Origin of the sequence: Kribbella sp. CA-293567, from assembly GCF_027627575.1 — a bacterium.
Taxonomy (GTDB): Bacteria; Actinomycetota; Actinomycetes; order Propionibacteriales; family Kribbellaceae; genus Kribbella.
This window is the reverse complement of sequence record NZ_CP114065.1, coordinates 4,630,786-4,656,331: the sequence shown is the minus strand read 5'-3', so window position 1 is coordinate 4,656,331 and position 25,546 is coordinate 4,630,786. Positions and strand designations below refer to the sequence as shown.

General features: G+C 68.3%; 19 protein-coding genes. 17 read left to right on the top strand and 2 right to left on the bottom strand.

The window, feature by feature from the left end; translation table 11 throughout:
* Positions 1-216 precede the first annotated feature (216 nt).
* The 13 genes from OX958_RS21290 to OX958_RS21230 all read left to right on the top strand — a co-directional run bounded on the left by OX958_RS21290 (position 217) and on the right by OX958_RS21230 (position 18,265).
* Entirely contained in the window at positions 217-2,457 is a 2,241-nt protein-coding gene (locus OX958_RS21290; protein ID WP_270130830.1) for a polyribonucleotide nucleotidyltransferase, read from the top strand.
* A complete protein-coding gene (locus OX958_RS21285) occupies positions 2,454-3,764 on the top strand; it encodes a M16 family metallopeptidase (RefSeq protein WP_270130828.1) in 1,311 nt (436 codons plus the stop codon). Before OX958_RS21290 ends, OX958_RS21285 begins: the two co-directional genes overlap by 4 nt.
* Positions 3,765-4,145: 381 nt before the next feature.
* Positions 4,146-5,759 (top strand): peptide ABC transporter substrate-binding protein, encoded by a 1,614-nt coding sequence (locus tag OX958_RS21280; RefSeq protein WP_270130826.1) that lies wholly within the window; start codon positions 4,146-4,148, stop codon positions 5,757-5,759.
* Positions 5,756-6,682 (top strand): ABC transporter permease, encoded by a 927-nt coding sequence (locus OX958_RS21275; protein WP_270130825.1) that lies wholly within the window; start codon positions 5,756-5,758, stop codon positions 6,680-6,682. The genes OX958_RS21280 and OX958_RS21275 overlap by 4 nt, the downstream gene beginning before the upstream one ends.
* Positions 6,675-7,571 (top strand): ABC transporter permease, encoded by an 897-nt coding sequence (locus tag OX958_RS21270; RefSeq protein WP_270130824.1) that lies wholly within the window; start codon positions 6,675-6,677, stop codon positions 7,569-7,571. The genes OX958_RS21275 and OX958_RS21270 overlap by 8 nt, the downstream gene beginning before the upstream one ends.
* Complete coding sequence (locus tag OX958_RS21265; protein ID WP_270130822.1) at positions 7,568-8,575, top strand: ABC transporter ATP-binding protein; 1,008 nt, start codon at positions 7,568-7,570, stop codon at positions 8,573-8,575. Before OX958_RS21270 ends, OX958_RS21265 begins: the two co-directional genes overlap by 4 nt.
* Positions 8,572-9,573: an ABC transporter ATP-binding protein gene (locus OX958_RS21260; protein WP_270130820.1), complete on the top strand. Its 1,002-nt coding sequence runs from the start codon at positions 8,572-8,574 to the stop codon at positions 9,571-9,573. The genes OX958_RS21265 and OX958_RS21260 overlap by 4 nt, the downstream gene beginning before the upstream one ends.
* Positions 9,574-9,757: 184 nt before the next feature.
* Positions 9,758-10,219 (top strand): peptidase inhibitor family I36 protein, encoded by a 462-nt coding sequence (locus OX958_RS21255; RefSeq protein WP_270130818.1) that lies wholly within the window; start codon positions 9,758-9,760, stop codon positions 10,217-10,219.
* A 149-nt stretch (positions 10,220-10,368) separates the two neighbouring features.
* Positions 10,369-12,189: a hypothetical protein gene (locus OX958_RS21250; RefSeq protein ID WP_270130815.1), complete on the top strand. Its 1,821-nt coding sequence runs from the start codon at positions 10,369-10,371 to the stop codon at positions 12,187-12,189.
* A 66-nt stretch (positions 12,190-12,255) separates the two neighbouring features.
* Positions 12,256-13,002 (top strand): 4-hydroxy-tetrahydrodipicolinate reductase, encoded by a 747-nt coding sequence (gene dapB, locus OX958_RS21245; RefSeq protein WP_270130813.1) that lies wholly within the window; start codon positions 12,256-12,258, stop codon positions 13,000-13,002.
* 1 nt (position 13,003) lies between these two features.
* A complete protein-coding gene (locus OX958_RS21240; protein ID WP_270130811.1) occupies positions 13,004-13,462 on the top strand; it encodes a hypothetical protein in 459 nt (152 codons plus the stop codon).
* Positions 13,463-13,557: 95 nt separating this feature from the next.
* Positions 13,558-16,086, top strand: a complete 2,529-nt coding sequence (locus OX958_RS21235; protein WP_270130809.1) for an ATP-binding protein — start codon at positions 13,558-13,560, stop codon at positions 16,084-16,086.
* Positions 16,087-16,660: 574 nt separating this feature from the next.
* Positions 16,661-18,265 (top strand): hypothetical protein, encoded by a 1,605-nt coding sequence (locus OX958_RS21230; RefSeq protein ID WP_270130807.1) that lies wholly within the window; start codon positions 16,661-16,663, stop codon positions 18,263-18,265.
* Positions 18,266-18,661: 396 nt separating this feature from the next.
* On the opposite strand, the gene OX958_RS21225 is transcribed toward OX958_RS21230, so the two are convergent.
* Entirely contained in the window at positions 18,662-20,386 is a 1,725-nt protein-coding gene (locus OX958_RS21225; protein ID WP_270130806.1) for an alpha/beta hydrolase, read from the bottom strand.
* 139 nt (positions 20,387-20,525) lie between these two features.
* Between OX958_RS21225 and OX958_RS21220 the strand changes: the two genes are divergently transcribed.
* Genes OX958_RS21220 through OX958_RS21205 form a run of 4 tightly spaced genes read left to right on the top strand, consistent with a single transcriptional unit; the run spans position 20,526 to position 25,118 of the window.
* On the top strand, positions 20,526-22,322 hold the full coding sequence (locus tag OX958_RS21220) for an ATP-binding cassette domain-containing protein (RefSeq protein WP_270130804.1): 1,797 nt from the start codon (positions 20,526-20,528) through the stop codon (positions 22,320-22,322).
* A gap of 52 nt (positions 22,323-22,374) precedes the next feature.
* Positions 22,375-24,096 carry an ABC transporter ATP-binding protein gene (locus tag OX958_RS21215; protein WP_270130802.1) on the top strand — a complete coding sequence of 574 codons (1,722 nt, stop codon included), beginning with the start codon at positions 22,375-22,377 and terminating at the stop codon, positions 24,094-24,096.
* Positions 24,097-24,129: 33 nt separating this feature from the next.
* Complete coding sequence (locus OX958_RS21210) at positions 24,130-24,684, top strand: DinB family protein (RefSeq protein ID WP_270130800.1); 555 nt, start codon at positions 24,130-24,132, stop codon at positions 24,682-24,684.
* Positions 24,681-25,118, top strand: a complete 438-nt coding sequence (locus tag OX958_RS21205; RefSeq protein ID WP_270130798.1) for a VOC family protein — start codon at positions 24,681-24,683, stop codon at positions 25,116-25,118. Before OX958_RS21210 ends, OX958_RS21205 begins: the two co-directional genes overlap by 4 nt.
* A gap of 6 nt (positions 25,119-25,124) precedes the next feature.
* On the opposite strand, the gene OX958_RS21200 is transcribed toward OX958_RS21205, so the two are convergent.
* On the bottom strand, positions 25,125-25,511 hold the full coding sequence (locus tag OX958_RS21200) for a cupin domain-containing protein (protein ID WP_270130797.1): 387 nt from the start codon (positions 25,509-25,511) through the stop codon (positions 25,125-25,127).
* Between the last annotated feature and the right edge of the window lie 35 nt (positions 25,512-25,546).

Genomic DNA, 25,546 nt, shown 5'->3' with positions numbered 1-25,546 from the left:
CGGCCCCGGCCACGGAACAACTGAATAATCAACGACAACGAGACGACGCGATTCGCGTACCGGCCGACGACCGGTCCTCGGTAGTGGCCTTCGGGACAGCGCGAGAGCGCGGCACCCGCGGGCCTCGATCGAAGACCGGCACCCCCCGGAGCTCGCGCCTCACAGTCGTCTCAAGTGAGAGAGGGGTATCCCGTGTCGGGATCCACAAACGCGCCCATGGAGGGCGCAGAGTTCGCTGAAGCCGTCATCGACAACGGCAGCTTCGGCACCCGCACCATCCGCTTCGAGACGGGCCGTCTGGCCCAGCAGGCCGCCGGCTCCGCCGCCGCCTACCTCGACGGCGACACGATGGTGCTCTCGGCCACCACGGCCAGCAAGAAGCCCAAGGACCAGTTCGACTTCTTCCCGTTGACGGTGGACGTCGAGGAGCGGATGTACGCCGCCGGCCGGATCCCGGGCTCGTTCTTCCGTCGCGAGGGCCGTCCCTCCGAGGAGGCCATCCTGACCTGCCGGCTGATCGACCGCCCGCTGCGGCCGTCGTTCGTCTCCGGCCTGCGCAACGAGATCCAGGTCGTCATCACGGTCCTGGCGCTCAACCCGGACAAGCTGTACGACGTGCTCGCGATCAACGCCGCGTCGATGTCCACCCAGATCGCCGGCCTGCCGTTCTCCGGCCCGCTCGGTGCCGTCCGCGTCGCCCTGATCGACGGCCAGTGGGTCGCGTTCCCGACCCACACCGAGATCGAGACGGCCGTCTTCGACATGGTCGTGGCCGGTCGCGTCACCGACGCCGGTGACGTCGCCATCATGATGGTCGAGGCCGAGTCCACCGCGGGCACCTTCGACATGGTTGCCGCTGGCAAGCAGGCGCCGACCGAAGAGGTCGTTGCCGAGGGCCTCGAGGCGGCCAAGGGCTTCATCAAGACCCTGGTCGACGCGCAGTCCGAGCTGGCCGCCAAGGCGTCCAAGCCGACCGGTGAGTTCCCGCTGTTCCCGGACTACGCCGACGACGCCTTCGCCGCCGTCGAGTCCGCTGCCACCGAGGAGCTGACCCAGGCCCTCACGATCACCGGCAAGCACGACCGCGAGGAGGCCACCGACGCCGTCAAGGCCGCCGTGGTGACCAAGCTGGCCGAGACCTTCGAGGGTCGCGAGAAGGAGCTGTCCGCAGCCTTCCGCTCGCTCACCAAGAAGCTCGTCCGCAACCGCGTGCTGACCGAGAAGGTCCGGATGGACGGCCGCGGTCTGGCCGACATCCGTCCGCTCAAGGCGCAGGTCAAGGTGCTGCCGCGGGTGCACGGTTCGGCCATCTTCGAGCGCGGCGAGACCCAGATCATGGGTGTCACCACGCTGAACATGCTCCGGATGGAGCAGCAGCTCGACACGCTCTCCCCGGAGACGCGCAAGCGCTACATGCACAACTACAACTTCCCGCCGTACTCGACCGGTGAGACCGGCCGGGTCGGTTCGCCGAAGCGTCGCGAGATCGGCCACGGCGCCCTCGCCGAGCGCGCCCTGGTGCCGGTGCTGCCGTCGCGGGAGGACTTCCCGTACGCGCTGCGTCAGGTCTCCGAGGCGCTCGGCTCCAACGGCTCCACCTCGATGGGTTCGGTCTGCGCCTCGACGCTGTCCCTGCTCTCGGCCGGTGTGCCGCTGAAGGCTCCCGTCGCCGGTATCGCGATGGGCCTGATCTCCGGTGAGGTCGACGGCAAGCTCGAGTACGTCGCGCTGACCGACATCCTCGGCGCCGAGGACGCGTTCGGCGACATGGACTTCAAGGTCGCCGGTACCAAGGACTTCGTCACGGCTCTGCAGCTGGACACGAAGCTCGACGGCATCCCGGCCAGCGTGCTGGCCGGCGCGCTGACCCAGGCCAAGGAAGCCCGCCTGACCATCCTCGACGTGATGGCCAAGGCCATCGACGCCCCGGGTGAGATGAGCGAGTTCGCGCCGCGGGTCATCTCGGTGAAGGTCCCGGTGGACAAGATCGGAGAGGTCATCGGCCCGAAGGGCAAGATGATCAACCAGATCACCGACGAGACCGGTGCCGACATCTCCATCGAGGACGACGGCACGGTGTACATCGGTGCGACGGACGGCCCCTCGGCCGACGCGGCGCGCGCGATGATCAACGCGATCGCCAACCCGACCATGCCGGAGAAGGGCGAGCGCTACCTGGGAACGGTCGTCAAGACGACCAACTTCGGTGCGTTCATCTCCCTGCTCCCCGGCAAGGACGGTCTGCTGCACATCTCGAAGCTGCGCGGCCTGGCCGGTGGCAAGCGGGTCGAGGCCGTCGAGGACATCCTGTCCGTCGGCCAGAAGCTCCAGGTCGAGATCGCCGAGATCGACGACCGCGGCAAGCTGTCGCTGATCCCCGTCCTGGACGAGGACGCCGCCGCGGCCTCCGACGACGCGGCGAAGGCTGACGACGCAGAGGTCGCTCCCGCCGAGTGACACGTGCCATCACCAGCACCCTGCTGAGCTCGGAGGCAGGCGGTCCGGTCAAACGGACCGTCCTGCCCTCCGGGCTCCGCGTGCTTTCCCAGTCCGTACCGGGCTTCCGCTCGGTCACTTTCGGCGTGTGGGTCGGCGTCGGTTCCCGCGACGAGCCGGTCCACCTGTCCGGCGCGACGCACTTCCTCGAACACCTGCTGTTCAAGGGCACCGAGCGCCGGGACGCACTGGAGATCTCGGCGTCCCTGGACGCCGTCGGTGGCGAGATGAACGCGTTCACCGGCAAGGAGTACACCTGCTACTACGCCCGGGTGCTCGACTCCGACCTTCCGCTGGCCGTCGACGTGATCTGCGACATGATCACCTCGGCGACGCTGACCGAGGAGGACATCGAGAGCGAGCGGGACGTGATCGACGAAGAGATCGCGATGCACGCCGACGAGACGTCGGACCACATCCACGACCTGTTCGCCGAGCAGCTCTGGGGTGAGACCCCGCTCGGCCGCTCGATCACCGGTACGCCGGAGTCGGTGGCCGGCCTGACGCCCCGCCAGGTCCGTGGCTGGTACAAACGACGTTACCTGCCGAAGAACATCGTCGTCTCGGTGGCCGGCAACGTCGAGCACTCCGACGTGGTTCGCCTGGTGCGCAAGGCTTTCGAGCGGCACTGGGTCAGCGAGGAGGCAACGCCGTCACCGGTACGCCGGGGGTCGGCGCGCCGCGTTCCGACGTACGGGGGAGTGGAGGTTCACCACCGCGACGTCGAGCAGGCGCATCTCGTGCTCGGCATGCCGGGGCTGGTGCGCAACGACGAGCGCCGTTACACCGCCGGCGTACTGCACGGCATCGTCGGTGGCGGCATGTCCTCGCGGCTGTTCCAGGAAGTGCGCGAGAAGCGCGGCCTGGCCTACTCCGTCTTCACCTTCGGCGCGGCGTACGCGGACTCCGGCATGGTCGGCGTCTACGCCGGCTGCCTGCCGAAGAAGGCGCCTGAGGTCCTCGAGGTGGTGCGCGCCGAACTGGCGAACATCGCCGACGGCACCATCACGCCGGACGAACTGCTCCGCGGCAAGGGACAGATGCGCGGCTCGGTCGTGATGGGGATGGAGGACACCGGCGCCAAGATGACCCGGATCGCCAAGGCGGAACTCGTCTACGGCGAGCTCCCCACCGTCGACCAGATCCTGCAGCGCATCGACGACGTCACCCTCGACGACGTCCGCGAACTGGCCGCCGAGCTCTACGCCGGCGACCAGACGCTGACCGTGATGGGCCCCTTCGACGACAAGTCGACCTTCACCGTCTGACCCTGCCTGACATCGAAGCCGCAGCCCTTGATCCGGCTGCGGCTTCGTCGTTCAGCGCGCCAACTCCGCACCGAACCGCCGCTCGACCGCTCGACCGTTCGCAGAGTCTGCTCAACCCTCTGACCGTCGACCACGAAGATCCTTGGCACGCAACTACTCAGCGTGACTCCGGCCGCTGAAGGTCTGATGACTTCGGGTAATCGGGCTCAGATCTTGACCACCACGCGCCTGATGTGCCGGGGTGCTCTGAGGTCTCGCTAAGGTAACGCATTTGTTACTTGCCTCAGGTTTGTCGTTGACAACGTTGACATGCGCAGTTTCGACCGGCAAACATGGCGGCTATTCCGCCTACCGGCGCTCCGCCGAGGAAGTTGGTTCGACGTGCGACGAGTCACTGGTGTTCTGGGGGTGACGCTCGGTCTCGCTCTGGTGCTCAGCAGCTGTGGTGACGGCAAGAGCGGTGGTAACGGCTCGGGAGCCGGCGGGGACAAGAGCATGGTGATCGCGATCGCCGCGGACCCGCTGGAGTACATCAATCCGTTGAACGAGAACGGCAGCCCGGGGATTCAGGTGGCGCAGGCGATCTTCGCGCCGCTGGTCACCACCGACCCGCAGAGCGGCAAGACCGTCAACGTGATGGCCGACTCCGTCACCCCGGACAAGAGCAGCCAGACCTGGACGGTGAAGCTGAAGACCGGCAACACCTTCCAGAACGGTCAGCCGCTCACCGCCAAGGACTACGTCGACAGCTGGAACCTCACCGCGCAGGGCTCCACCGCGTGGAAGAACAACGGCTTCTTCTCCAAGATCGAGGGCTACGAGGCACTGAACCCGGAGACCCCCGAGGGCGCGACGCCGAAGCCGACCACGGTGAAGACGCTGAGCGGGCTCAAGCAGGTCGACGACCTGACCTTCACGGTCAAGCTCAAGGTGCCCTTCTCCCAGTTCGGGCTGACCTTGCAGTACCTCGGTCTGGCGCCGCTGCCCGAGGAGGTCCGCAAGGATCCCGACGCCTACAAGCGCAAGCCGATCGGCAACGGCGCCTTCAAGCTGGACGGTGAGTGGACCGCGGGCGGCGACATCAAGCTGGCCAAGTGGGACGGGTACAAGGGCCCGAACGCTCCCGCGGCGACGGCCATCACGTACCGCTTCATCCCCAACGCGGACACGGCGTACAACGAGTTCCTGGCCGGCACGGTCGACTTCGTGGACGTCCCGGCGACCAAGGTGAAGACGTTCAAGACCGATGCGCCCGACGGCTGGGTCACCGGCGAGAGCTCCGGCGCCAACTACCTGACCCTGCCCGCCTGGGACCAGCGCTACAAGAACCCCAAGCTGCGGCACGCGTTCTCGCTGGCGATCGACCGGCAGGCGATGGCCGACCTGGTCGGTCTGGCCACCCCGTCCAAGGGCCTGGTCTCCCCGGACATCGACGGCTACCGCGCCGACGCCTGCAAATTCTGTGACTTCGACGTGGCCAAGGCCAAGACCCTGCTGGCCGAGGCCGGCGGCTTCTCCGGCCCGGTCAACATCAACTACAACACCACCTCGGCGACCGGCCAGATCTTCGCCGAGGCGATCGGCAACATGCTGCGGCAGAACCTCGGCCTGGAGGTGAAGTACACCGGCAAGCAGGGCTCGGAGATCACCGAACTGGCCGACACCCGCAAGCTGGACGGCCTGCGGTTCAGCGGCTGGGGGCACGACTACCCGTCGATCGAGGACTACCTGTCACCGATGTTCAAGTCCACGGGTGACGCGAACTTCTCCGGCTACAACAACCCCGAGCTCGACAGGGTCCTCGCCCAAGGCGACTCGCAGTCCGACTCGGAGGCGGCGATCAAGTTGTACCAGCAGGCCGAGGACATCGCGCTGGAGGATATGCCGCTGATCCCCTTGTACGCCAAGCAGAACGCCTACCTGCACTCGGCCAAGATCGAGCCCCGGGTGTCGAAGTACACCGGCGTTCAGGCGCTCTACTCCACGTTCCAGTGACCCGGTTCGTCCTCCGCCGCGCGCTGGCGGCCGTACCGATCGGCGTGATCGTCACGCTGGGGGTCTTCGCGCTCGTCTTCGCGATGCCTGGAGACCCCCTGCGGGAACTGGCCGGTGACAAGCCGATCCCGGCCGCCGTGCTGGCGGCGAAGCGAGCGCAGTTCCACCTGGATCAGCCCTTCATCGTCCAGTACCTGCTGTCGATGAAGGACATCCTGACCGGCAACTTCGGTACGACGTTCGCGGGCGCGGACATCGCCGACCAGTTGCGGCTGCGGATCCCGGTGACGCTGAAACTGACGCTGCTGGCCAACGCGTTCCAGTGGACGTTCGGCCTGCTGTTCGGGATCTACGCGGGCTTCAAGCGCAACGGCCTGGTCGATCGGTCGCTGTTGCTGGTCACGCTGGTGCTGCTGGCGGTACCGGGCCTGGTGGCGTACTTCGCGGCGCAGTACGTTTTCGGCGTCGAGCTGAAGTGGTTCCCGGTCTCGGGTATCCGGGAGGGCTTTCCGCACGCCTATCTGCTGCCGGCTCTGGTGATCGGGTTGCTCGGCTTCGCCGGGCTGGCCCGGCTGATGCGGACGTCGATCGTGGAGACGGTGAACGCCGACTTCGTGAAGACGGCCCGGGCCAAGGGGCTGGGGGAGCAGCGGGTGCTGTGGCGGCACATCCTGCCGAACGCGATGCTGCCGATCATCACCTTCATCGGAATCGATCTGGCCGGGATGTTCGGTGGCGCGATCATCACCGAGTCCATCTTCAACCTGCCCGGCCTGGGGCAGTTCATGTTCCAGGCGATCAAGCTCAAGGAGGGTGGGGTCGTGGTACTGCTGTCGACGCTGGCGTTCGTCTCCTTCATCGTGATCAACCTGATCGTCGACGTGCTCTACGGTCTGTTCGATCCGAGGGCGCGCAATGTCTGAGCTCCAGGCGGTCGCCGGCGCCGAGAGCCAGGATCTCGCCGACGGCCGGACACTCTCCAACCGCGAACTGCTGCGGGCTCTGCTGCGCAAGCCGCAGTTCATCGTCTGCAGCTTGCTGCTGCTCGTGTTCTTCCTGATGGCGGCCGTGCCGAAACTCTTCACCTCGGTCGATCCACGGCTGTGCGAGCTGGGGAAGTCGCGGCAGGGCAGCGGACCGGGGCATCCGTTCGGCTTCGACATCCAGGGCTGCGACTACTTCGCCAACGTCGTGTACGGCGCCCGCCCGTCGGTGCTGGTCAGCCTGATCGCGAGCTTCGGCATCTTCGTGCTCGCCGGTTCACTCGGTCTGCTGGCCGGGTACTTCCCCGGTGCGGTCGACGCGCTGATCTCGCGCACCGCCGACGTGCTCTTCGCCGTCCCCGGCATCGTGATCCTGATCGTCATCCTGAACTCGGTGCCGAACCGCAGCATCTGGATCATCGTCGGGGTGATCCTGGTGATCGGCTGGCCCGGCGGGATGCGGTTGATGCGCTCGACGGTCTTCACGATCCGCAACCGCGAGTACGTGCTGGCCGCCCGCTCGGTCGGCGTACCGCCGCTGCGGATCCTCCGCAAACACGTGTTCCCCAACGCGATGGCCCCGTTGCTGGCGATGACGACGCTGGGCATCGGCGGCATGGTCGGCCTGGAGGCGGCGCTCACCTTCCTGGGCGTCGGACTGCAGCCGCCGTCGATCTCCTGGGGTTCGCAGTTCGGGGTCGCGGCGTCGTTCCGGGACACCCCACACCTGTTCGTCTGGCCGGCGCTGTTCATCTCGACGATGACGATCTCGTTCATGATCATCGGCGACTCGATCCGCGACGCCCTCGACCCGAAGTTGCTGAGATGACCGACACGATGGGCGAAGTACTGCTCGAGGTCGAGGACCTCAGCGTCGAGTTCGACACCCCCCGGGGGCGGGTGCGGGCGGTCGATGGGGTGTCCTGGCAGGTCCGGGCGGGTGAGACGCTGGCGATTCTCGGGGAATCGGGATCGGGGAAGAGCGTCTCCACCCAGGCACTGACCGGCATCCTGGAGATGCCGCCGGGGCGGATCGTGTCCGGTACGGCGAAGTACCGGGGCGCGGACCTGATCGCGATGACGGTGAAGGAACGGCGCAGGATCGTCGGCGACCGGATCACGATGGTGTTCCAGGACTCGTTGTCGGCGCTCAACCCGGTGCAGTCGGTCGGCAAGCAGATCGCCGAGTGCTACCGGGTGCATCGTGGGCTGTCGAATTCGGACGCGATGAAACGGGCGGCCGAGATGCTCGACCAGGTGCGGATCCCGGCCGCCGCGAAGCGGGTGCACGACTATCCGCACGAGTTCTCCGGTGGGATGCGGCAGCGGGTGATGCTGGCGATGGCGCTGGCGCTGGACCCCGACGTACTGATCGCCGACGAGCCGACGACCGCACTCGACGTGACGGTGCAGGCGCAGATCCTCGAGCTGATCGCGGAACTGCAGGCCGAGCGGGACATGGGCGTCGTGCTGATCACCCACGACCTCGGTGTGGTGGCGGACGTGGCCGACAACGTGGTGGTGATGTACGCCGGGCATGTGGTCGAACGAGCTGCTACGGCGGAGGCCTTGGAGCGTCCGGTTCATCCTTATACGGAAGGGCTGCTGGGCTCGATGCCGTCGGCCGACCTGAAGGGTCAGGAACTGCCGACCATCCCCGGTACGCCGCCTTCGTTGCGGGCGATCCCGTCAGGCTGTGCCTTCCGGACCCGTTGTCCGCACGCGATCGAGGACTGCGCCGTCACGGTGCCGCCGTTGCTGACGGTCGCGCCCGGACGGGACGCGGCCTGCATTCGCCGTACGTCGATGCCTGCGCAGGAGGCGGTCCGATGAATGATGTGTTGCTGAGGGCAACGGAACTGGTGAAGCACTACGACATCAGCCCGGCGTTCTCGTTCGGTCAGAAGACGGTGGTCCGCGCTGTCGACGGCGTGGATCTCGTACTGCGGAAGGGCGAGTCGCTCGGCATCGTGGGGGAGTCGGGCTGCGGCAAGTCGACGCTCGTGCGACTGCTCGCGGCGTTGGAGAAGCCGACCTCCGGGTCGGTGCTCTACGGCGGGGCCGACGTCAGCAAGATGGGCGGGCGCGAGCTGCGGCGGTGGCGTCGCAACGTGCAGGTGGTCTTCCAGGACCCGTACTCGAGTCTGAATCCGCGGATGCGCGTCGGCGAGATCGTGGCTGAGCCGCTCGAGGTGCACCCGGACGTGTCGAAGGGCCTGAACATCCGTTCCCGGGTGCGGGAGCTGCTGGAGCTGGTCGGTCTGCGGGCCGAGGACGAGACGCGGTTCCCGCATCAGTTCTCGGGTGGTCAGCGACAGCGGATCGGGATCGCCCGGGCCATCGCGCTGAACCCCGATGTGCTGCTCTGCGACGAGCCGGTGTCCGCGCTGGACCTCTCCGTGCAGGCGCAGGTGGTGAACCTGTTGATGCGGCTGCAGCGCGAGCTCGGGCTGAGCATCATCTTCGTGGCCCACGACCTGTCGGTGGTGCGGCACGTGTCCGATCGCGTCGCGGTGATGTATCTGGGGCGGGTGGCCGAGCTGGGCGAGCACCACGAGGTGTACGACGTACCGGCTCATCCGTATACCCAGGCGCTGCTGTCGGCCGAGCCCGGTCTCGCGCGCCAGGGCCGCAAACGGATCGTCCTCGCGGGCGACCCGCCGTCCCCGGTCAGCCCGCCTTCCGGCTGCCGCTTCCACACGCGCTGCCTGCGCGCCGAGGCGCGGTGCTCCGTCGAGGTGCCGGAGCTGCGAGAGATCCCGACCGGGCAGACCGTCTCCTGCCACTTCGCCGAAGACGCCCAGTCGAGCTACTCGGCGTCACTCACCTAGTACTGGTTGTCCGAACCACCAGGAACAGTTTTGTCAGCACCGGCTGATCAGAACTGCTGCACCAGCTGCCGGAGCGACCGGCGGCCGAGACTCATATCCGGATTCGTCCGGGATTGCCCTACCGCGGGTTCGGTGGTCACACGATGGGAGCTCAACCAGGTTCGAACCGATCTTCGGAGGAACTGTGCAGATTCGCAAACAAGGAAAGTTCACCTCGGCACGAAAGCTGGTCGGCCTCGTGGCAGCCTCGGGCGTCGCGGCTGTTGGCCTGCTGTCCCCGGCACCGGCGCAGGCGAAGGTGCAGGAAACCTGCTTCGCTCCGCTCGGTTGTCTGTGGCACGACCGGAACTTCAACGGAGACGCGAAGCAGCTCGATCGGTCGGTGCCGGATCTGCACCCCGAGGGCCACGGCGACAAGGCGCACTCGCTGTGGAACAAGTCCCCGTACTGGATGGTCCTGTTCGCCGACAAGAACTACCGGGGCTCCTGCATCAGCATCAAACCGGCCGGCTACCGCGGGACGCCGTCACGGGTGTGGGACCTGAGTGCCTACGAGACCGGTGGTGACGACTGGGGCGACCGCGTCAGTTCGGTGCAGTTCTTCCAGATCAAGCCGGAGGTCTGCCCGGAGGTTGGAAGCGGGTGACGCCGCAGTCTGCTGTTGAACCCGGAGTCCTTGACGGTCGGTCCGCTTGATGCTTCGCCGGGGTCTGCTTGTACGCCGACAAGCAGACCCCGGCAAGTTCACGTGCAGTCCGCGGGCGCTGGATCTGAGCAGTGATCTAGGGTGCTTCGGTGAGCTCTGGTGTGGTTCCGGACGGCGTCACCTCGCGGGTGCGGGGTGGGTTGTGGGCGGTGATCGCTCTCGCCGGTGTGGTGATCGCCGTCTGGGTGGTGACCGCGGCGAGGACCGTCGACCACGGGTTCGACATCACCGATGAGGGCTACTACCTGCTGTCGTACCGGTGGTGGAGTAGCAATCCGCTGGCGTTGACCGGGATCCAGTACATCTACGGGCCGGTCTTCCAGCTTCTCGGCTGGGACATCGTCGGCCTTCGCGTCTTCCGGCTGGTGACGGTGGTGCTGGCGCACGCGTTCTTCGGCTGGAGCTTCATGCGGTGGCTGCGGGTCCGCCGGCCGGAGGCGCCGAAGACGAGAATCTGGGAGGTCGCGGGAGTCGCGGCGATCGCCGCGGCCGGGGGAATGTGTTACAGCTGGCTGCCGCTCAGCCCGGCGTACAACGATGTGGTGCTGCTCGGTTCGATCACCGTGGTCTCGTGCGTGCTCTGGGCCGCCGCGGCGATCGAGCAGGATCGCAAGCCGCCGGTCTGGGCGCTCGTGCTGGCGGGGCTGGTGATCGGCGTGATGGTGGTGGCGAAGTGGTCGTCGGTGGTGGTGATCGGCCTGATCGTGGTGGCCGCGATCGTGGTGCTGAGCGGTCAAGGCGTCAAGGCAGTCGGGCGCGGGATCCTGTGGGCCCTGGCCGGGGTCGTCGTGGTCGCGATCGTGGTTCATCTCTTCGTGGTCAGCCTGACCGTGGCGGTGCCTGGGGTTCTCGCGGTCAATCGCTTCATCGCCGACACCTCCTACACTCCGGCGACCCTGATCCAGATGTACTGGACCACCAGCACCGAGCTGCTCGGCAGGACGGTCAAGCAGCACTTCTCGCTGCTGATCGCCGCAGCGGTCGCCGTCGTCGCCCGCAAGCCCGTACTGCGAATCCCCGCCTGGCTGCTCACCGCGGCCGGTCTGGCGGTCTCGGTCTACCAGGCGCTCGACAAGGGCGGGCTCCAAGGCGGTACGGCGAACAACGGCAAGTTCCAGGTCACCCTGCTGGCCGCCGTACTCGTCGCTCTGATCACGGCCGTCACCGCACTGGTCACCGGGCAATGGTCGCCAGGCAGGGAGAATCTCCGCTCCTGGGTCATCCTCGGCCTGCTCGCCGTACTGCCGTTCGTGCAGGCGTTCGGGACCAACACCCCGCCCTTCATGATCGGCTTCAACGCGTTCGCCGCCTGGGCAGCGCTGATGATCGCGGTGCTCACCAGCATCGGCAAGGCCCCAGCAGTCGCCCGTACGACGACCGCCGTGGTCGCCGCCGGCGCGCTCGTCGCCGTGGCCGCCATCTCGTACGGCGGGCTGATCCTCAACCCCTATCGCTCCGAGCCGTACAGCGAACTCACCACGGCCACTGATCTCAAGCCGCTGGGCGATCTGAAGGTGGCCCCTGCGAAGGCGCGCCGGTTCGACGGGCTGAACAACCTCCTGAAGCCCTATACGACCCCGTCGGGCCGCCCGATCATCGGTTTCGACAAGATGGCCGGCACCATCCTGGTGCTGCGCGGCCGTCCCTTCGGCGAAGCCTGGATCGCGCCCCGGGAGCGTCAGCGGACCGTGGCCGGCATCGTCGAGGTCTGCTCCGGACACCAACCTCGCCCCGACCCGCGCACGCCGCTGCTGATCTTCAACCGGCGGGTCACCCAGCTGGACGTCGAGGCGCTCCGCAGCTGCGGCCTGGACTTCAAGACCGACTACGAACTGGTCGCGCCTCCCAGCGCCACGATGAATCTGCTGGTCTACGTCCCGGCCGCCGAGCTGGCCCGCCAGACTCCCTGAGCGCCGGCCGGCGGCGGCGCAGTGAGATCCTTGCCCGGACGGGTCGGGCGCTAGGAGAGGGTACGGATGATCAAGGTTGCGGTGCTGGGCGCCAAAGGAAAGATGGGGGCTCAGTCGTGCCTGGCCGTCGAGGCGGCGGACGGCCTGGAGCTGGTCGCGGCGCTCGACCATGGCGACGAGCTCGAGGCGCTCGGCACGGCCGGTGCCGAGGTGGTCGTCGACTTCACCCGCCCCGAGGTCGTGATGGACAACCTGGCCTGGTGCATCGAGCACGGCATCCACGCGGTCGTCGGAACCACCGGCTTCACCGAGGAGCGGCTGGCGACGCTGCGCGCGCAGCTCGAGGCAAGCGCCGGCACCGGGGTCCTGATCGCCCCCAACTTCTCCATCGGCGCCGTGCTGATGATGCAGTTCGCCGCCAGGGCCGCGCCGTACTACGAATCGGTCGAGATCATCGAGCTGCACCACCCGGACAAGGTCGACGCCCCGTCCGGTACCGCGGGGCGGACCGCGCAACTCATCGCGCAAGCCCGCAAGGCCGCCGGTTCGGGGCTGCTCCCGGACGCTACGAGCACCGGGATCGAGGGCGCGCGGGGAGCGGCCGTCGACGAGATCCCCGTGCACAGCATCCGGCTGCGCGGGCTGGTCGCGCACCAGGAGGTCCTGCTCGGCGACGTCGGCGAGACGCTGACGATCCGGCACGACTCGATCCACCGCGAGTCGTTCATGCCCGGTGTCCTGCTCGGCGTCCGCAAGATCGTCGAGACGCCCGGGCTCACCGTCGGGCTCGAGCACTTCATGGACCTCGGCTGAGATGTCCGCCAAGAGAGCCGTAGCGGTCATCGCGGTCGTCTTCGTCGCGTACGCCGGTCTGCTCGGCTGGCGCGGCGTGCTGCTGATCGGCACGGGCGACCCGGTGGCGATCGGACTCGGGATCGCGGTTCTGGTGATCCCGCTGGTCGGGCTGTACCTGGTCTGGCGCGAGCTCCAGTTCGGCCGGCAGACCGAACTGCTGGCGGGGGAGCTGGCCGAGTCGGGCGGGCTGCCCGTCGACGATCTGCCGAGGCGCCCGTCGGGCCGGATCGATCGGGCCGCCGCGGATGCCGCGTTCACGAAATACAAGGAAGAGGCCGAGGCGGCGCCGGACGACTGGCGGGTCTGGTTCCGGCTGTCGACCGCCTACGACGCGGCCGGTGACCGCAAGCGGGCCCGCGCCTCGATGCGGACGGCGATCGCGCACCACGCCGGCGGGTCAGGCGGTACCCGGGGGTAATCCGGCAGTTTGCGGCGAGTTGGCGCGAACGGTGCGGGATGGCCTGACAACGCGGCGTGGAACGGGATACCTTCGAAGAGTGCGTGGCGACCGCCATGTACGAGGTCGGAGACTGGGTGGGCCGTCCTTTGCCTTCAGACGGGTCTCGCCGCGGCTCGGACGACGCCCAGGCAACGGGTTTCGGCGATCTGCTGCGCCGGCACCGGCGTGACGCCGGACTGTCGCAGGAGAAACTGGCCGAGCTCGCCGGTCTGAGCGTCGACGCCATCGCGGCGCTGGAGCGAGGTCGCCGGCGAGCGCCCAGACCGCAGACGCTGCGGCTGCTCGCGGACGCCCTTCGTCTCGGCCCGCCCGATCGCGCCCAGCTCACCACCGCGGCCCGCCGCGACGGTGACGTCGGCCCGCGCTCGGCGATGCGCCCGGCCCCTGCCCCGGCCAATGAACTGGTCGGCCGTGCGGACGAGGTGGCCGAGGTCGGCCGGCTGGTCGGTGACCGGATCACTCGCCTGATGACGCTCAGCGGTCCGGGCGGCGTGGGCAAGACGCGGCTCGCGCTGGCGGTCGCGGCCGAGGTCGCTCACTTCTTCGAGGACGGCGTCTGCTGGGTGCCGCTGGCCCCGGTCTCGGATCCGGCCGGAGTCGCCCCGGCGCTGGCCGGGTCGATCGGCCTGCACCCGCTCGACGGGACCCGGCTGGTGCTGGAGATTGCCGAGCAGATCGGCCGGCGTCAGCTGCTGCTAGTGCTCGACAACTGCGAGCACGTCGTCGCCGACGCCGCGGAGATCTGCTCCGTCCTGCTGGAGTACTGCCCGAACCTGTCGGTCCTCGCCGCCAGTCGCGAACTGCTGCGAATCCCCGGCGAGAGCGTGTACGTCGTACCGCCGCTCGGGCTGCCCGAGACCGACGAGCAGCTGGACACTTCGCCCGCGGTGAAGCTCTTCGTGGACCGGGCCACCGCGCGCGGCCAAGCACCGGTCGAGCAACGCGAGCAGATCGCTCGGGTGGTTCGCAGGCTGGAAGGGATGCCGCTGGCGATCGAGCTGGCCGCCGCCCGCACCAACGTGCTGACCGTCGAGGAGCTCGCCGCCGAGCTGGAGACCTCCTTCGGCATCCTGGCCGGCGGCGGCAGCACGGCGGGGCCCCGGCAGCAGTCCCTGTACGGCGCGATCGAGTGGAGCCACGAGCTGCTGACCCCGCCGGAGCGTGAGCTGTTCGCGCTGCTCTCGGTCTTCGTCGGCGGCTGGACCTTGAACGCCGCAGCGGCCGTCCTGTCCGGCGTCGCCGTCCCAGGTCCGCTGGAGCGAGCCCGTGCGCTCGACCTCACCAGCCGGTTGGTGGACAAGTCGTTGATCCGGGTCAGCAGAGATCGCGGGACCGCGCGGTACGACATGCTGGCCGTGATCCGCGAGTTCGCTGCCGACCGGCTGACCGCGAGTGGTCGCGCCGACGAGGTCGCCCGGCAGCACGCGGCCTTCTGCATCGCGCTGGCCGAGGAGGCCGAGAACCACCTGAGAGGTGCGGATCAGGCCGAGTGGCTCGACCGGCTCGATAGCGAGTTCGACAACCTTCGGGCCGCGATGGCGTGGTCCTTGCGCGCCGGTACGGCGGGTGAGCCGGTCCGGCTGGCGGGCGGGCTGTGGCTGTTCTGCTACCTGCGCGGACACTACGCCGAGGGCAGCGGTTGGCTCGAGCGCGCGCTGGGCATGGCGAACACGGCGGGAGTCGAACCGCAGTACCGGGCGAAGGCCACGCTCGGGGCGGGGATGCTCGCCTTCCTGCAATGCGAGTACGAGGTGGCCACGACCCGGCTGGAGTCGGCGCTCACGCAGTACCAGGAGCTGGGGGATACCGCCGGTACCGCGCTGGTGATGCAGCGGCTCGGCGGTGTGGCTCGCGAGCGCGGCGACTATCTGACCGCGGAGAACCTGCACTGCCAGAGCTACGACCTGTTCGAGAGCCTGGGCGATCGGTCGGGGATGTCGTGGGCCCACAACCAGCTCGGGTTCGTTGCTTGGCTGCGCGGAGATCTGGAGATCGGAGCGCGGCGCTGTCGCCGGGCCCGGGACAGCTTCCGCGTGCTGGGCGACGGCGAAGGGCTGGCCTGGTCGCTGATCAGCTTGGGGGCGATCGCGCAGTACAGCGGGGAGCTGGCCGAGGCCGAGGAACTGCTGACGGAGAGCCTGGCGCTGTCGCAGCGGCTCGGCTACCGCGAAGGCGTCGCGTGGTCGCTCAATCAGCTGGGCATCGTCGAGCGGCGGCGGGGTTTCACCGATCGCGCGGTGCACCTGCTGGACGAGAGCCTGGCCGAGCACCGTGACCTCGGCGATCGCTGGCGGACGGCGAGCGTGCTGGAGGAACTGGCGACAGTGGCCCAGCAGCGGGACCGGACGGAGTACGCGGCGTTCCTGCTCGGCGCGGCCGACGGAATCCGCGAGGTCATCGGCGCGCCGGTGCCTGAGATCGAGAAGCCTGATCAGCTCGCCACCCGCCGCTCGATCGAGCAGACCCTCGACCGCCGAGCCTTCCGCACCGCCTGGTCGGCCGGCCGCACGGCGCCCCTCGCCGCGGTCGCCGACGGCTACCCCCGCGGCGACGGCAGCCCGGAACGCACACCCCTGCTCTGATTCCGCCCACCCCGCCGTGAGCTCGCCCCGCCCAGGCCAACCCCCGGTCCGGCTCGCCTCGCCCCGGCTCGCCTCGCCCGGCCGGGTTCCCGCTCGGTCTCGGCCGTCGCGGGAGCCCCCGGAGCTGCACCACTGACTAACCTCCGCTGACCGCGCTGTCCCACGCTCGCCGTCACGCTTTCGACAGCGTGTGACGGAGGTTGATCAGTGGTGCAGGTCCTGCCGATCCGATGAGACCGGCCCCGGCCCGTCTCGACCGCGCCGCCCCCAGGGCCAACCTCGCCCCGCCCCGCCCCGCCTCGCCGGGCTCCCGCTCGGTCGGCCATCGCGGGAGCCCCCGGACCTGCACCACTGACTAACCTCCGCTGACCGCGCTGTCCCACGCTCGCCGTCACGCTCTGGACAGCGCGTGAGGAGGTTGGTCAGTGGTGCAGGTCCGGCCGATCCGGTGAGACCGGGCTCGGAAGAGTTCCATCTGACGGGAAACGGTTCACGACAGGCCGGTAAGCGCTTGCCAAGTCGGCTGACGCACCGCAGGATGGGCCACCTGATCCGCCCATCAGGAAGGTGCTCGATGACGAACGTGTTCAGCAGGAGGAGTCTGCTCGGTGCCGGGGGAGCTGTGGTCGGGGGAGCGGCACTAGGCTCGCTCGGCATGACCCAGGCCTCGGGAGCGACTGCGCCGGCGGGCCTGTGGCAGTCGGACCTGGTCCGGTACGACGCGAAGTACCGGCTGGTCTACGCCGCCGACGCCGAGGGGAACCGGATTCCCGACTTCAGCTACGCCGGCTACAAGTACGGCGACAGCCCGATCCCGCACGTCCGGACCGTGAAGACCGTCCGGCCGATCGCCGGCGACAACACCGCTCACCTGCAGGCGGCGATCGACGAGGTCGGCAGCCGCAAGCCGGATCGCAACGGCTTCCGCGGCGCGCTTTTGCTTGCCCCTGGCAACTACCCGGTGGCCGGTACGCTCCGGGTGAACCAGTCCGGCGTCGTACTGCGTGGCTCCGGCGACGGCGCCGATCCACGGCGGCACACCATCATCCAGGCGACCGGCAACACGCCCGTCTCGCGGGACGTGGTCGTGCTCGGCGGCTCGGTCAGTACCGGGTGGAAGGGGCAGGTCCCCGGCACCCGGACCGACATCACCAGCGACTGGGTGCAGGTCGGATCGCGTTCGTTCGAGGTCGCCGACGCCTCCGCCCTGAAGCCGGGCGACAACATCATCGTGATCCATCCGTGCACGGAGGCTTGGCTCGCCGCGATCGACCACGGCGGTACCGCGACGGACGCCGGCTGGGTCGTCGACAGTCAGCCGATCACCTACAACCGCTACATCCGCTCGATCCGCGGCAACACGGTGACTGTCGACGTGCCACTGTTCGAGCACCTGCGGCGCGACCTGTCGCAGTCCTACCTGTACGTCTGGGATCGGGCCGGCCTGGTGACCGGCGTCGGGGTGGAAAGCTTGCGGATCGACATCCAGTTCGCCGGTGACCCGGATGCGGACGAGGCCCACGCGTGGGTCGGGGTCAAGGTCCGCCAGGTCGAGGACGCCTGGGTTCGGGACAGCACGTTCCTGCACTTCGCGAAGGCAGGCGTCGAGACCACCGAGGCGACCCGGGTGACGGTCCGGAACTGCCGCGCCCTCGATCCGGCCTCGGTCGTCACCGGCGGGCTGCGCTACAACTTCAACTGCGAGTCCTTCTCGCAGCAGGTGCTGTTCGCCGACTGCCGTGCGACCAAGGCCCGGCACGCCTTCATCTCCAACGGCGCCAGCAGTGCCTCGGGCATCGTCTTCCTTCGCGGTACTTCGGAAGGCGCGCTGGCGTCGAGCGAAGGCCACCGGCGCTGGAGCCAAGGCCTGCTCTGGGACAACCACCGCGACATCGCACCGAAGGTCGACCTGGTGCTGGGGATCTACAACCGTGGCGACTACGGCACCGGGCACGGCTGGGCGACCTCGCACTCGGTCGGCTGGAACTGCGACACCGGAACGGCCAGGCTGGTCGTGCAGAAGCCGCCGACAGCGCAGAACTACGCGATCGGATGCCGGGGAGTGATCACCGGTGACGGCCCGTTCAGCCAGCCGGCCGGCCACATCGAAGGCGCCAACCGCGCCGGCCTGTTCCCACCGTCGCTCTACCAGGCGCAGTACGCCGACCGCCATCGCTGACTTGCTTCCAGCGGCACGACAAAGCCTCGCGAGGCACCACGACCTGGGGGATCGAAGGTACCCCGCGAGGGATCTGGAAGCCGGGAACCTCCATCGATGAACGGGTCCCGGCCGGCTGTGTTCTGTCTGACCCCCCAGGCAGTCCCCCCACCTCACAGCCGGCCGAAGCCGCGTTCGGCGATGTCACCCGCACCAGGCCCTCCCCGCCGGTGCACGGTTCTCCCGCGCTGCCTCAAGGTTCCCGTGGTCACGCTGCGTGGCACAGGGACGCAACCCTGACATAGCCCTGACAAGTGGCCGGTGACAACGAACGCCTCGTCACGATCTGGCGGATCGTGACGAGGCGTTTGCTTTCCGTGGCCGGAATATCTCTCGAAAGAGGGCCGGGGCGAATTCTCAGTGCAGGTATCCGGAGACCGCTTTGGTGAATCCGGCGATCCGGTTCAGGGGCGCGCCGGCGCCGTCCTCGTCGGAATGATTCGTGATGGCGGCCGGAATCCCTTCACCCTTGCAACTGAGGTCCTTCGCCGGCGCCACCCCGGTGGCAAGGAAGGTGTTGACGATCTTGTCGGCGCACTTGTTCACCCCGCCGTAGATGCCGTGGTCGCCTTCACCGGTGATGGTGAGCAGCCGGGATCCGGCGTACCGGCGATGGGCGGAGGTGGCCAGCGAGACGTTCGTGGCGGGGTCGTTGACCGACTGCACCATCAACGTCGTGGGCAAGCCTTTGCCGGTCGGTGTGGGCAACTGCAGGTCCGGGCGATCCCAGTAGAGACAGGGATTTTCGTTCATTCCCCAGCCGAGCAGCGGGTACTTCGGACCGAGCCGGGCGGCGAGCTGATCGCCGTACTCGCGGCCCTGCGGCCAGGGCGTGTCGTTGCAGGTGACCGCGGTGAAGGTCGCGTTCTCGGCGTCGTCGGCGAAGGCCGTACCGATCGCGGGGCGCCCGACCGGCGGCAGGCCGACCGGACCGCGGGTCGCGCGCCGGACCAGCTCGTGTTGCCGGGCCAGCGGCAGGGCGTCGACCTTGCGCTGCGCCGCCTTCGGTCCGCCGCGGGTCTGCGCCGCCGACAGTTCGCGCAGGAAAGCGAGATCAAGCGCGAGTGATTGGAAATCGGCCTTGGTGTACATATCACTGGCGACGATCTGGTCCAGCGCGTTCTGGTCGTAGGTGATCTTCACCGAACCGTCCAGGAACTCCTCGACGGCCGGTTGCCTTTTCAGTTCCCGCCGGAGCCGCTCGTAGGTTCTGATCACCAAGCGTGGCGACGCGCCGAGCTTCAGGACGCCGTCGTACCTGGCGGCCCAGGTCGCGAAGTCCTCGCGGAAGCGCCGTTCGAACGCCTCCGGCTGGGCCAGGAAGGTGTCGGTCCACGGCCGGGTGAAGTCGGTGTTCGAGTCGAGCACGAACCGGCCGACGTGCGCGGGGAAGTAGGTCTGGTAGTAGGCGCCGAGCCAAGTGCCGCCCGAGTAGCCGACCCAGTCGATCTTGTCGTAGCCGAGCAACTGACGGATCAGGTCGATGTCCTGAACGGTCTGCGCGGTGTTCACATAGGGCAGCAGGCCGCGCGACTGACGTTCGCAGTACGGCTTGGTGAGGCCCGCCGCCGCGGCGATGAGATCCAGGTTGGCGCTGTCCCGGTCCCGGGCGTCCATCGTGAAGCCGGGCGCGCCTGCACAGGTGACGTTCGAGCTGTCTCCGGTGCCGCGCGGATCGAACCCGACGAAGAGGTGGTTCTTGCCGATGCCCGGCTGGCTCGCCAGGTACGGCGCCATGCCGAGACCCGCACCACCCGGTCCGCCGGGGTTGCCGAAGACAACGCGGCCCGGCTTCGCCTTCCCGGCCGGCGTGACCTTGCTGACCGCCAGTTCGATGTCGTTGCCGGAGTACTGGTTGGACCAGTCGCGCGGCGCGGTGATCTTGGCGCAGTACGTCCGGTACTCCGGGTCCCCGCACTGCTTCCACACAGGTCGCTGCTCGAGATACCGGTTGGCCACCTTGTTGGGACCGGTCTGCGCGCGCTCTATTCCCGACTGCGATGAGGCGGTCGCCCCGGAGCCCGGAATGGCCAGCAGGGCGATACTGATACCCAGGGCGACGGCCAGGGTACGGAACTTCATACGTTCTCCAAGGAATGGCCAAGCGTGATCGGACCGTTGCAATCTGTCACGCCGACCAACGGCCGTCGAGCACCACCCCCGGCCCGTCGCCCGATCGCCCGGCTGATAGTGCGATGACGCCGCGACTACCATCGTCCGGATGCTGACGCTGCTGCGGTACGCCTACCGGGTGGTGCCCAAGGCAACGGTGGCGGCGCTGCTGCTGGCATTGATCTCGGCGGGCACCGGTGCGTTGCTCAACCTGCTGATCGGCCGAGTGGTCGGGGAGATGCCGGCTGTTCTGGACGGTGCTCCGCTCGGCTCCTTCCTGGCGCTGTTCATCATCTTCGGCGTCGTGTTCGTGATCGGCGGTCTGCTGCCGGACCTGCAGGACGTCTCGGAGTGGACCCTGGCCAACGCCACCGCGCACGACCTCTGGCCACGGTTGACCAGGCCGATGCTCGAGCCTCGGCGGATCGCCCATCTCGACGACCCTGCCGTGCTCGACGAGCAGGAGCGTGCGCGCGGCGCTCACGGCTGGGCGATCGGTGCCTCGCTGGTCCACGCGCTCGCCCTCGTCTCCGCCCGGCTCAACCTGATCGCCCAGGCAGTCCTCGTCGGCGTGCTTTTCGACTGGCTGGTGGCCGGCGTGCTCGCGGCTGCCGTGCTGGTGACCGAGCGGTTGCAGTCCCGGCAACTCAGCGGCGAGGTCGATGCGTACTACGGCATCACCGAAGGGCAGCGGCGGGCCCGCTACCTGTTCGAGCTCGGCACCGACGAAGGCGCGAAGGAGCTGAGGGTCTTCGGCTTGCACGGCTGGCTGGTCGAACGCTATCGAGCCGAGTGGACCGCCGCGATCCTGCCGATCTGGCGCGTACGGCGTCGTGGGTCGATCGTGGGGCTGCTGCCGTTGGCCGGATACCAGGTGTTGTTCGCGGCGGCCATCGTGCTGGTCGCGGTACGCGCTTCCGAGGGTTCGTTGACCGTCACCGAGACCGCGTCGGTGCTGCCTGCGGTGCTGACCTTGGCGGTGACCAGTACGCCGTACACCGCGCTGCAGGTGGGGCGCGGGCTGACGGCGTACCGGGCAATGGTCAATGTCTCCCACCTCATCAAGGAGCGGCATCCCGAGCAGGGAGAGGTGGAACGGGACCTGACCGGCGCGCCCCGAGAGGTGGTTCGCTTCGAGCAGGTGAGTTTCGGTTATCCGGGCAGTGACCGGAAGGTGTTCGACGGACTCGACCTGGAGTTACGGACCGGCGAAGCGCTGGCGCTGGTGGGCATCAACGGTGCCGGGAAGTCGACACTGGTGAGGTTGCTGGCCGGTGCGTACCGGCCGACCAGTGGGCGGATCACGGTCGACGGTGTCGATCTGGCCACGCTCACTCCGGCGTCGCTGGCGAGCTGGCAACGGCAGATCGCCGCGATCGTCCAGGACTTCGCGGAGTATCCGCTGCCGGTGCGCGACAACATCGGGTTCGGGGACGTTTCGCGGATCGGCGATCAGGCGGCGTTGGCGGCGGCAGCCGCCCGGGCCGGGGTCGACGAGCTGATTCAGGGATTGCCGAACGGCTGGGACACTGTGCTGGACAAGGCGTGGAAGGGTGGCGTCGACCTGTCGGGCGGCGAGTGGCAGCGGGTGGCGCTGGCTCGCGCGTTGTTCGCGGTCCAGGGCGGTGCGCGGGTGCTGGTGCTCGACGAGCCGGCGGCGGCGCTCGACGTACGGGCGGAGGCACGGCTCGTCTCGGAGTACCTGGAACTCACTCGCGGCGTGAGCTCGCTGATCATCTCGCACCGGTTCTCGGTGGTTCGTGACGCGCACCGGATCTGTGTGCTCGACGAGGGCCGGATCGTCGAGTCGGGCACGCACGACGAGTTGCTGGCGGCAGCCGGCCGGTACGCGACGATGTTCCGGCTGCAGGCGGGTCGTTACCTCGGCGGTGATCTGGATGCGTGACCAGCTCAGGACCGTGCCGCTGTGGTTTTCCACGGCCTTTCGAGCAGCGCCGTTGCACTCGACGTTGAGCTTGTTGCTGTGGTGTGTGCGGGCGGTGCTTGCGCCGATCAGCACCTACGGCGTGAAACTGGTGGTCGACGGCGTTTCGGGCGCAGGCCAGGAAGCGATCCGTTCAGGAGTGCTGCTACTGGTCGGCGCCTCGACGGTGATGCTGATGACCTCGTTCGCCGGCTATCTGCGGGACGCGACCGCGGACCGGGTCGAGCGCGCGGTGGTCGCCGACATCCTGCGGCTCACCACTCAGGTGCCGGGGATCGAGCACCACGAGCGGCCCGATGTCGCCGACCGGCTGTCGCAGTTGCGTGACGACGCGCGGGAGCTCGGGTACTTCGCCGTCCTGCTGATCGACTTGTTGTCGACCGTCGTGAACGTCGTTGTGGTGCTGGTGTTGCTGACCGAGGTGCATCCCGTCTTCGGTGTACTGGTCGTGCTGGCGTTCGGGCAGGTGTGGACGGCTGGAGTGAGTACGCGGTGGCGGCAGGAGGCCGCCGAGCGGATGCAGCCGCACAACCGGCTGGTCCGGCAGTTGATGGCCGTTGCCAAGGATCCACGGCAGGCGGTCGAGCTGCGGGTGTTCGGGCTCGGCGGGACGTTGCTCGACCGGATCGGGGAGCACGCCAGGATGGCGGCCTGGCACGAGCGGCGTGGGCTGTTGCGGGGAATGCTGATCCGGTCGGTCGGCCGGATCGTCTTCCGGCTGGGGTATCTCGCTGCTGTGGTCTACCTGATCGTGCAAGCTCGACGAGGTGCTGTGTCGGTGGGAGACCTCGCACTGGTGGTGCTACTGGCGCCGCAGGTCGACGGTGCCGCGTCGCAGGCGGGGGAGAGCGTCACCTACGTGGGGCAGGCGCTGCGGCAGTTCGGGGTCTATCGCTGGCTGCGGGACTATGCCCGCGATCATGCGTGGGAGGACAGTGTCGAAGTCGCACCGGAGCGGCTCCGGCAGGGGATCGAGTTGCGCGGGGTCTCGTTCTCCTATCCGGGGACCGACGAGCGAGTACTGGAGGCTGTCGATCTGATGATTCCGGCCGGGACGAGTGTCGCGCTGGTGGGCGCGAACGGTGCCGGGAAGTCGACCCTGGTCAAGCTGCTGTCGCGGATGTACGACCCGACGGAGGGCGAGATCCTGGTGGACGGCGTACCGCTGAGTGCTGTTGATCCGGTGAGCTGGCGGCGACGGTTGTCGGCCGGGTATCAGGACTTCGTCCGGTACGAGTTCACGGCGCGGGAGGTGGTGGGTGTCGGCGACCTGCCGCGGGCCGGAGACGACGACGCGATCCGGTCGGCGCTGGTCCGAGGCGAGGCCGAGGCCGTGGTGGCGCAGTTGCCCGCAGGGCTGGACACCCAACTGGGGACGCAGTTCTCCGATAGTGCGGAACTGTCGGGTGGGCAGTGGCAACGGCTCGCGCTGGCCAGAGCCTTCCTCCGTGAGCGGCCGTTGCTGCTACTGCTCGACGAACCGACTGCAGCTCTGGACCCGGAGGCGGAACATGCGCTGTACGAGCGTTTCGCCGAAGCCTCGAAGGAGACCGCGGCCCGAACCGGCGGGATCACCGTGCTGGTCTCGCACCGCTTCTCGACAGTGCGCATGGCGGACCTCATCGTGGTGATCGACGACGGCCGGCTGGTGGAAACCGGAACCCACCGCGACCTGCTCGCCGCCGGCGGCCGCTACGCGGACCTCTTCGAAGTACAAGCCCGCGCCTATCGCTGACGTTCTGTCGGTGCGGGGTTCTAGGGTCGGCGCATGAGTGACTGTGGAGAGTTGCTGATCGGGCAGTTGGAGTTCTACTGGGACTACCACCTGCGGCCGAGACTCGACGGGCTGACCGATGACGAGTACCAGTGGGCGCCGGCGCTGCCGAGTTGGACGGTGCATCCGGACGAGACCGGGAAGGTCGTCCTCGACCTCGAGGAGCCTGAGCCTTCGCCGCCGCCCGTGCCGACGATCGCTTGGCGGCTCGTGCACATCGCGGTCGGTTGTTTCGCCGTCCGCCACAGTGCCTTCTTCGACGACAGGATCGACGCGCCGATGTTCGATCCGCGCCACGTTCCGGACGATCTACCTGTCACCGCCGAGGCCGGGTTGGCCTTCCTCGATCACTGGTACGGCAAGTGGCACGACGCGATCAGGAGCCTCGACAGCGAAGCCCTGGCCGCGCCTCTCGGCCCCAAAGCCGGGCCGTACGCCGATGACTCGATGCTCGCCCTGATCACTCACCTCAACCGCGAGACCATGCACCACGGCGGCGAGATCTGTCTCCTCCGTGACCTCTACCGCGCCGGCCAGGAGACGACATGACCGCTTTCGACCTGCACATCGTCTTCGACTGCACCGATCCGGACCTGGTTGCCGGGTTCTGGCGGCAAGCGCTCGGCGACTACGACTTCCCGATGCCGATTCCCGACGGCTTCACCACTTGGGACGAGTGGGCCGACGCTCAGGGCATCCCGGTCGAGCAGCGGCCCACCGGTCGCACGTTGGTCGACCAGGTGCGTGATCGCCCGGACATCTTCTTCCTCCAGGTGCCGGAGCCGAAGTCGGTCAAGAACCGTCTGCACCTGGATCTCAAGGTCGCCCCAGGCCTCGAGGGCGCCGAACGCCGGGACAGGATCGAAGAGGAAGCCGCTCGGCTGGTGGCCCTCGGTGCCACGATCGCTCGCCCGGCCGACGATGCGGACGGATTCCACCTGGTGCTGCAAGATCCCGAGGGCAACGAGTTCTGCGTGGCCTGACCTGGGTCAGAAGTCGAGGCCCGTGTGGGTCTTGATGTGGTCGGGGAGAGGGTCATGGGTGTCGCCGGTGGTGGGAGTGCCGTCCGGGTCGATCACCAGGATCTGGGCGCCGGAGTCGGAGAAGGGGCGGTGGTAGATGCCCTTCGGGACGACGAAGAGGGTGCCCGCCGGGAGGGCGACGACGCGTTCCTCGGGATCGCGGAGGGCGATGTCGAGATGGCCTTCGAGAACCAGGAAGAGTTCGTCGGTGGTGTCGTGGACGTGCCAGACGTAAGAGCCTCTGACGTGCGTCACCCGGACGTCGTAGTCGTTGATCCGGGCGGCGATGCGCGGGCTCCAGAGCTCGTCGAAGGTGCGGAGGGCGGCGCGGAGGTCGATCGGTTCGTTGGTCACGTCACCAGAGTGAACCGGTGCGCCCTCGGCCCGTG

Excerpts from the sequence above, each read along its gene's own strand:
- OX958_RS21270 (WP_270130824.1), top strand. The coding sequence starts at position 6,675 with ATGTCTGAGCTCCAGGCGGTCGCCGGCGCCGAGAGCCAGGATCTCGCC.
- OX958_RS21205 (WP_270130798.1), top strand. The coding sequence starts at position 24,681 with ATGACCGCTTTCGACCTGCACATCGTCTTCGACTGCACCGATCCGGAC.
- OX958_RS21235 (WP_270130809.1), top strand. The coding sequence starts at position 13,558 with ATGTACGAGGTCGGAGACTGGGTGGGCCGTCCTTTGCCTTCAGACGGG.
- OX958_RS21265 (WP_270130822.1), top strand. The coding sequence starts at position 7,568 with ATGACCGACACGATGGGCGAAGTACTGCTCGAGGTCGAGGACCTCAGC.
- OX958_RS21260 (WP_270130820.1), top strand. The coding sequence starts at position 8,572 with ATGAATGATGTGTTGCTGAGGGCAACGGAACTGGTGAAGCACTACGAC.
- OX958_RS21240 (WP_270130811.1), top strand. The coding sequence starts at position 13,004 with ATGTCCGCCAAGAGAGCCGTAGCGGTCATCGCGGTCGTCTTCGTCGCG.
- dapB (WP_270130813.1), top strand. The coding sequence starts at position 12,256 with ATGATCAAGGTTGCGGTGCTGGGCGCCAAAGGAAAGATGGGGGCTCAG.
- OX958_RS21220 (WP_270130804.1), top strand. The coding sequence starts at position 20,526 with ATGCTGACGCTGCTGCGGTACGCCTACCGGGTGGTGCCCAAGGCAACG.
- OX958_RS21225 (WP_270130806.1), bottom strand. The coding sequence starts at position 20,386 with ATGAAGTTCCGTACCCTGGCCGTCGCCCTGGGTATCAGTATCGCCCTG.
- OX958_RS21230 (WP_270130807.1), top strand. The coding sequence starts at position 16,661 with ATGACGAACGTGTTCAGCAGGAGGAGTCTGCTCGGTGCCGGGGGAGCT.
- OX958_RS21210 (WP_270130800.1), top strand. The coding sequence starts at position 24,130 with ATGAGTGACTGTGGAGAGTTGCTGATCGGGCAGTTGGAGTTCTACTGG.
- OX958_RS21290 (WP_270130830.1), top strand. The coding sequence starts at position 217 with ATGGAGGGCGCAGAGTTCGCTGAAGCCGTCATCGACAACGGCAGCTTC.